This is a genomic window from Bacteroides sp. 1001136B_160425_E2 (assembly GCF_015559655.1).
Lineage (GTDB): Bacteria > Bacteroidota > Bacteroidia > Bacteroidales > Bacteroidaceae > Bacteroides > Bacteroides luhongzhouii.
Map to the genome: position 1 here is coordinate 273,288 of NZ_JADMQH010000007.1, position 8,442 is coordinate 281,729.

Annotated in this window: 4 protein-coding genes; all 4 read right to left on the reverse strand. The window is 40.2% G+C overall.

The genetic code is table 11. The features are described from left to right. Positions 1-18: 18 nt before the first annotated feature. Positions 19-3,135, reverse strand: coding sequence for a SusC/RagA family TonB-linked outer membrane protein (locus tag I2I04_RS09310; protein WP_195470101.1), 3,117 nt, complete (start codon positions 3,133-3,135; stop codon positions 19-21). A gap of 32 nt (positions 3,136-3,167) precedes the next feature. Beyond that, positions 3,168-4,922, reverse strand: coding sequence for a RagB/SusD family nutrient uptake outer membrane protein (locus I2I04_RS09315; protein ID WP_195654867.1), 1,755 nt, complete (start codon positions 4,920-4,922; stop codon positions 3,168-3,170). Between the two features lie 4 nt (positions 4,923-4,926). Further along, positions 4,927-7,734, reverse strand: coding sequence for a SusC/RagA family TonB-linked outer membrane protein (locus I2I04_RS09320; RefSeq protein ID WP_195654868.1), 2,808 nt, complete (start codon positions 7,732-7,734; stop codon positions 4,927-4,929). A 33-nt stretch (positions 7,735-7,767) separates the two neighbouring features. After that, a partial coding sequence (locus tag I2I04_RS09325) for a glutaminase domain-containing protein (protein WP_195654869.1) occupies positions 7,768-8,442 on the reverse strand: 675 nt, incomplete at its 5' end.

An 8,442-nucleotide genomic window follows, 5' to 3' on the forward strand; every position in this document is an offset into this window, starting at 1 on the left:
AATTATTCATTTCAAACATTAGAAATTCAGGTTGATACCAAAATTTATTACTTTTTGTTGTGGATAGAATTGTCCATTACTATTGTTCGATGATTCAGGGTCTACCTTCTTTACGTTATCCCATGTAAAGAGATTGTAGGCATTCGCATATACTCTAAGTGAACGTACTCCGAATTTTTTCAATAGTTTGCGAGGTATAGTGTAACCTAACTGAATGTTTTTCAGACGTAAGTATTTGGAGTCTTTCAGCCAATAGTCGGATTTATAATAATTAGGATGCGCGGCAGTAGCTGCCTTAGTGAAACGTGGGTACGTTGCTGTTGCAGCTGTTTCTGGTGTCCATCTTCCGATATGCTCTTCGTAATAATTGCCCCAGAAATTATCCCATGCAATATCCTGTTGCAAATAGATGGATGAACGGGCAGCTCCTTGAAATAATATGCTAAAATCAATACCTTTCCAGTTCAAGCCGGCAGCAAGAGAGAAAGTCATCTCGGGTACCGGATTATAGCCGATAGGAGCCTGATCGTTAGAATCGATCACTCCATCATGATTTAAATCTTTATATTTAATATCTCCAGGTCGGCTTACTTGTCCGAATTGAACGGGAGAACTTGCTACGTCTTCATAAGAACTAAAGAAACCGTCGGAAATATAGCCGATAAACTGCCCGATAGGATTTCCCGTTTGTGACATATAGGCATAGGGCTTTACAGATTCACTTTTCTCTACAATTTCATTGTGTGCATATCCGTAAATCCCTTTTATGGAATATCCGAAATCTCCTTTTTGATCTTGATAGCCTATTTCCAGATCATATCCCTGATTTGTTACGACACCATAGTTTATGGGAGCCAATCCGTTTGAACCGGCTGCTTGAGAATATCTTTCCGGTTCACATAGGATATTACTACGACGTTCTTTAAAAAAGTCGATACTGGCAGATATTTTGTCTTTCAACCATTTTGTCTCAAGTCCTAAGTTATATTTTCGTGCAACTTCCCACGTGATATTTTCATTCGCGCTTTTTCCTTGAATCAGACCTTTAATCGCAGGATTATGTGTCTCTCCAAAAGTATAACCTAACCCCTCATCATATCCTGAACGATAATAGTAAGAGAAACTTCCCAGCTTGTCATTTCCAACTTCACCATAAGAGAAGCGTAGTTTTGTAAAACTTAAGATAGGGTTTTCTTTAAAGAAAGGTTCGTTAGTCAGTACCCATCCCATTGATGCTGCAGGAAAGAGCTGATAACGGTGTCCTTCTGCAAAACGGTTTGAACCGTTATAACCTGCGTTAACTTCGAATAGATAGCGATTTTGATAGTCATAATTAACACGTCCTACTAAAGCCTGATAGATATGAGGTACGTAAGAATAACGTCCGCCGGGAGTGGAAGTGTAACTCATATTATAAAGTATCAATCCGGACACATTATGTCCAGTGAAGGATTGTTTATAACGAACTGCTGCTTCAGCATATTTACGATGTGTAGCTGCCGTTTTATTGGTGGCTTTTGTTGGCAACACCATTTCAAGTCCTTGTTTATAAGTTCCGTTTACGGGATTATATTGATAGATATTGGGACGCTGTTGTATGCTTCGGTTATTGCTCCAGCCTGCATCGTAAGAGAATTTTCCGTCTATACTTAATCCTTTTAACAGTTTTCTTAGGTTATACTTGAATGCAAAATCTGTCTCAAGTTTATTATTGAAATTAAGAAAAAATCCTGAATAGCATAATGTCACGAGTGGATTCTGTCTCCATATACCATCGGCGGCGGCATAAGTTCCATTCGCATTTAAGATTGGGAATGCTTGAGGAGAATTGCGGTAAAACATGCCGAATAGGCGCAGTGCTTCCTGTCCGTCAGAATCATAGCCATAGGGGCGGTTCTGACTTCCGAAACGATAAGCAAGATTCACGGATACCTTGAAATCTTCAGTTAGGTTGATATCGATATTCGAACGAGTGGTGAGCCTATTGTACCTATATTCCGAATTATAACCTTCTTTGTATAAGCCTTTTGCTACATCGGGTGAGGCACCTAAAAGAGCTTGTATTGTCTCATGTTCTTTAATTTTGTCTACGTCTGTCTCAAACATACCGGTTTGAGTGAAGTATCCCACAGAGACGAAGTAACGTACTGTTTTATTTCCGCCCGATAGGTTTACATTGTATTTCTGTTGGAGACCATTTTTCGTAAACATATCTACAAAGTCATTGTCTGGGTGTGTAAATGGACTTTTCTGGGTACGATATAGATAGTTGTCATATTCTGACAGGAAAAGACCGCGAGTATTACCGGTATCGGAAGGGTCAAAGCCATCATTGATAGCACCTTCACGCATGAATCTTGAAACAGATTCTGCACTTAGGGTTTGAGATATACGATTGAAGGAAGTAACACCGAATTCAGACGAGAAAGAAATTTGAGTTTCTCCCTCACGACCTCTCCGGGTGGTTACCAATATCACGCCATTTGCTCCTCGTACACCGTATACGGCCGTTGCAGAAGCATCCTTTAACACGGAGATGGTTTCAATATCATCAGGGTCGATTTGCGCCATAGGTCGTTCTACCCCGTCAATCAGTACTAAGGGACTAGAGTCGTTCAATGAAGCGCGACCACGAACAAACATCGTAGCCTGATCACCGCCGGGACGTCCGCTCTCTTGTCGGGTTACTAGTCCCGGGATACGGCCACCTAAAGCGTTTGTGACACTTGATACAGGCATGCTTTTCAAATCTTCCGTCCCGACATTAGAAATTGAACCGGTCAGAGATACTTTTTTCTGTGTCCCATATCCCACCACCACAACTTCATCTAATTGTGCAATGTCTTCTTCCAAAGTGACATTGATAAAAGGATGATTCTTTTTTATGGTAATAGATTGTTCTATAAAGCCGATCATTGAGATAAGAAGGGTTTGCTCGGCTTCGTTGGACAATGTAAGAGTAAATTTGCCATCCAAACCAGTCACTATTCCATTATTAGTCCCTTTCTGAAGGACAGTAGCACCAATCATCTCCACTCCTTGGGCATCTTTAACAATTCCGCTAACTTTGGTTTGTGCACAGACATGCCAGATGGAGCTGGTTAAGCATATGAATAATATTATTATCTTTTTCATGTTTTCTATCTATTAAATAGTTTTGATGCCCGTTACCAACCTGGATTCTGTTGGATGGAAGGGCTTTCCTTGATTACTTTCAGAGGAATAGGATGATAATACATGTAATCCTTAAAATTGCGTGCTTCATCTACTGTAATGCGAGTATAATGAAGTCCGGAAGCACTTTCTTCTACTTTCATTCCGATAATAGGTTCTCTAAGTTGATTGCCATCCATCCAACGTCGCAAATCGAAGTAACGATGTTCTTCAAAACAGAGTTCGATACGGCGTTCTTGCTTCACTTTTTCCATGAAGTTGTTATCTGCCACCCCATTAAGAAATTTATCATTTGTTCCGAATCCAGCTCTGGTACGTATTTTTTGTACAGCTTGTGCAGCTGTCAAGCCATAGCCTTCGGGGTCTGCATTCATGCCGTAAGCGTGGTGCATGGCTTCTGCATAGGAAAGTAGAATATCAGATAAGCGAATCATCGGGAACAAGTGAAAAACGGTACCTACATTGGCCTGTCCGAAGTTCAGTGTTTTGTCCAGGAACTTGGCCAAGTAATATCCCGTATTGGTCGAACGGTTTTTCATTTGGTTGAGTCCGTCCATAGTCGTGTTATCGCTAATTCGTGTATAAATGGTGTTCTTTCCATAAACCGAACCGTCATATCCAATAATTGCTGCCAGACGCAGGTCTCTGTTATTATACATGTTCTCACCATCATAAGAATTGGTATAATCACTTCCATCTTTCATGGTAAATGCATCGATCAATTGCTGTGAAGGTACTGTACCTCCTCCCTGATCTTTTGAAATAGTAGGGGGATAATGCCTGTTTTCCAGAACATTATCCTTGGCGGCGGTGTAGAACAAGATATATTCCGGATTAGGGTTAGCATGGATAAAGATCTTGTCGTATGTTTTAGCAGTAGTAAGAGCTATCAGGCTATATTTCTTATTTCCATTCGGAGCTATTGTTCCGTCTGCATTTAGATTGATTACATCTGCACAAGCTTTGGCTGCAAGTTTCCAACGTTCCGTCACATCCGAGCCGTCAGTATAACCTAGTAATGGATCGTTATTATCTGTTCTGTTGTAGAGTGGGCTTGCGGCATAGAGTAATGTCTTAGCTTTAATAGCAAGTGCCATTCCTTTAGTCATACGGCCATAAGAACCATTCCCTCCTTCCGGATCAACTTTCAATACAGCGGCAGCACTCTCACATAACTGCACAATGTGATTGACGCAGTCCTTGAAAGAGTCTCTTGCTTTTGTCTTTAGCTCAGGATCGTCGACTTCGTAAATACGATCGACAATAGGAAAACCTCCGTAGTGTCTTAACAGGTTAAACTCAAATAGGGCTTGTAAACATTCAGTTTCCGCACAATAGGTATTTTTAAATGCCTGGATGTCTTCTTCTGTCTTATTTTGTAACACCAAATCAGCCTCACGCAAATACTTGCGGGCAAAAATAGCTTGTTGAATTCCCTTGTATGACTTATTCCAACATTCTTCAATCGGATTTGAAGAAGTGACATACCCACGAGACAACTTATGAATATCCGAATCTATAATTGTACTTATTCCATCATTGGTGGCTGCATCTAAAAAGGCATTTCCTACGTGGTTGAAGCCTTCAGGAATATATGCATACACCTGATTAATCGGTTTCAGATAGTTCTGTTCATTCGTAAAAATATCATCAGGTTGTGCCCAGTCATAGGGCATGTCATCCAGATAATCACAACCGGAAAATGTTAGTGTTGCGCTTATTGCCAAATAAATTATCGATTTTTTCATTCTGTCAGAATTTTATGGAACAACCTATACTCATGTTTCTCGTCAAAGGAGCTGCCAGTGAAGGAGCTTCAGGATCAACCCATTTATATTTTGTCCAGGTAATCAGATTCGTTCCGCTAAGGAAAAGCCTTAATCCCTTAAGATGGATTTTCTGTATCATTTTTATAGGAAAGTCATAGGCAACTTCCAGCGTTTTTAATCTTAAGAAATCAGCATCTTTCACATTTAATGTACTTATCTGCCTGTTATTAAGATTGGCATTGTCCAGTGTTGTTAAACGTGGGAATGTTGCGTTCTGGTGTTCGGGTGTCCAGTAATCAAGTTGATGCTCAAATATGGTTCCGTTATCTGTGAAAGGATTCATCACAATGTCCGAATATTGATGAGAGACTTTTGCTGCTCCCTGAAATAATGCTGTGATCGAAAATCCTTTGTAACCGACTCCTAAGTTAACGCCATACATGATTCTGGGAATGTCTCCGTAACCGATAGGTACCATATCGTTTACATCAATCTGTCCGTCTTTGTTTATATCTTCATAACGTACATCACCTGGTTGGACATCAGAGAATGTTTGTATAGGAGAGGCGGCTATTTCTTCCCATGAGTTAAAAAAGCCTTTTGCGATGTATCCTCGATTCTCTCCTAAAGGACGTCCCTGATTCTTCAACCATTCGTATGGCTGATCTATTTCGCCGTTTGCAATTAGTTCATTCGTAGAATAAGAGAATGTACCACCTATGAAATAGCTCCAGTCTGCAATATTTGAATTCCACATGGCAGATAAGTCTACTCCGTGGCTATTGATTTTGCCTATATTCTGCTTAAATTCCTTTACATTGCCGACAAGAGAACTGATTTTGTTATTTACTACATACATATCATGACGGTTGTCTTTAAAAAATTCTGCTGTAACAGATAACCGATCTGAAAATAGTCGGGTATCTATTCCGATATTCAGAATTCTAGCTTTCTCCCAAGTCAATCCGGGATTTGGAAGTATATCTTGAATGTATCCTCCAAGCTTTGTTCCCATGTTTACCCCTGTGATATAGACTTCGTTTTGCGGCCACATACGTCCCCTATAATAAAAGGCATCTACGCCGGATGAGTTGCCGACTTGTCCATAAGATGCTTTTAGCTTCAGGTAGGGCACTACTTTTTTGGCATCTTTCCAGAAAGATTCGTTAGAAACAGTCCATCCGGCAGATATTGTAGGGAAGAAACCGAATTTGTGTCCCGGACCAAATTTGTGAGATCCTTGATAAGCTCCGATAACATCGATGCCATATCTTTTATCATAATTATAGCCGAACCAACCATTTACGCTTTGGAATCGGGTTGGCAATACCATTTCATCATTGCTTTCATATTGTTCATAGAAAGCTAAAGCCGAAACTCCATGTTTTCCAAAGGTGCGGTTATAATCTAATTGAGCCACGATACCGGTTCGGCGGAAAGAACTGGTATTATCTACCTTGTTTATCATCGAGTCATCCTCGCGGGTCCGGCGGAGAACATTCTCATTCGTGGCATCCTTTTCGTAATATGCGAAAGTTATTGTACGTCTGATAGAAGAATTTGTGCGTGAATCCATAGATAAAGCAACAGATGCTTTTAATCCCTCTGTAATGAAGGAAAGATCCTGTGAGAGTTTCGTGCGGAAAGAACCATACAATTGTTTGTCCTGGAAGTAACCGGAGCGGTTTAGCATTGCCCATGGATTTTCACGGAATGCATTTCCAGCTACAATTTTTCCATCTTCTGCATTAATAACATTGCCGTATTGATCTGTATATCCTTGGTTATTGTACCATTCTGGGAAGATTCCTTGCGGTAATGTGACCAGATTTTTATAGATGTTTTCGGCTCCGCTGCCAGGTCCATTCTGACTTTGATACCAGCCATACAGATTTACATCCAGTTGGGTAGTTCGAGTTACGGCAAAATCGATATTGGAACGGATATTAAACCGTTCGGCAGAATGATTGGTACTATAATCATGTGAATCATCTGTATTGAAGTAGCCATTGTTACGAGTATACATTGCATTCACGAAATATGTACTTTTTTCTGTTCCTCCTTGGATATTAAGATTATAACGTTGACTCCATCGGATATCCTTCAAATATTTATCAGCCCAATCTACATTGGGATATAATATGGAATTAGGATCATTCTTAGCATAATTCATTATATCATAGTTCGAATATAGGGGATCCATATTGTCATTATGGCGGGCTATGTTGTGCTGTCTTGCATAATCGGCTGCATTTAAAGACTTTAACTCTTTAAGTGGTTGTTGAGCTATAATTTGAGCTGTCAATTCAACCTGCGGTTTCCCCTTTGCTCCCTTACGAGTTGTAACTAGAATAGCTCCACTGCCTGCACGCATTCCATATAAGGCTGTTGCTGCAGCATCTTTCAATACGGTAATTGATTCTACTTCGTGTGATGACAAAACAGCAAAATCCCGTTCCTGTCCATCAACCAGTACTAATACATCGGGCGAATTACTTCTTTGCCCTCTTATCCAGAATGAATTCTGTTCATTCACTAATCCACCACCTTGCACTTGTCGGGCAAAATAACCAGGTACCAGTCCGGCTAATACTGCCGAAAGATTTGTAACAGGTAGATTGCGTAACTGTTTACCTGAGATTGTGTAGGCTGAACCGTTATAATCTCCCATAGGGAGTACACGATATCCTAAATCCAAGGGTACATCTTCTTTGTTTTGGACATTTTGTGCCTGACATATCAAATAGCCAGGAAGTAGCCCAACCAACAAAATTTTTTTTAAGAACTTCATAGGTACAATTTTTAAGTTAACGTCATAGTAATTTTATTGATTATTTTGAACTTTATTCATTAATACTTTCATCCAGTATCCTCCGATCACCGAACGTGCTCTAAAGCCTACCCATCGTCCACTGTCGGTGTGATGCCAGTCACTGATAGGCACACGTGATACTGTTTCATTGATATATTTATAAACAGGATCAGAGAATTTCTGAAAAGTCTCTTTGTCTGAGGACATAGCCGCTGTCCACATAATCCAGTCAGATTTTGTGTATTCTTTACGAGAGTCCAAAGGAAGCCCGTAAGAATTCTGCTTTGTTAAATAATAGTCAATTTCTTTTCTGATTACGTTGTTAGGAAATAAATCCAAATTCCACAATTTATCCCAAACCATGTTATATTTTTGGCTCCAAGTGTTTTTACGGTCAAAAGCTAAACGGTAATGGTCACCTTCATTTGCCATTTCTTCCCATTTCACCGCCATTTTTTTAGCTATCGCTGCATATTTATCAGCTACATCATTCAGTCCGAGCATACGGGCCATCTCGCTATATCCGGCTACACCCATGATCGCTTTTACAGAAAGATTGGCATTGTGCGCCCAATGTCCGGCGAAGTCATCCGTGCAGAGTTGGTTCTCCGGGTCCTGTCCATACTCGACTAAATAATTAGTCCATGTAGTCAAAATGTCCCAATATTTCTTAGCATAATCTGCATT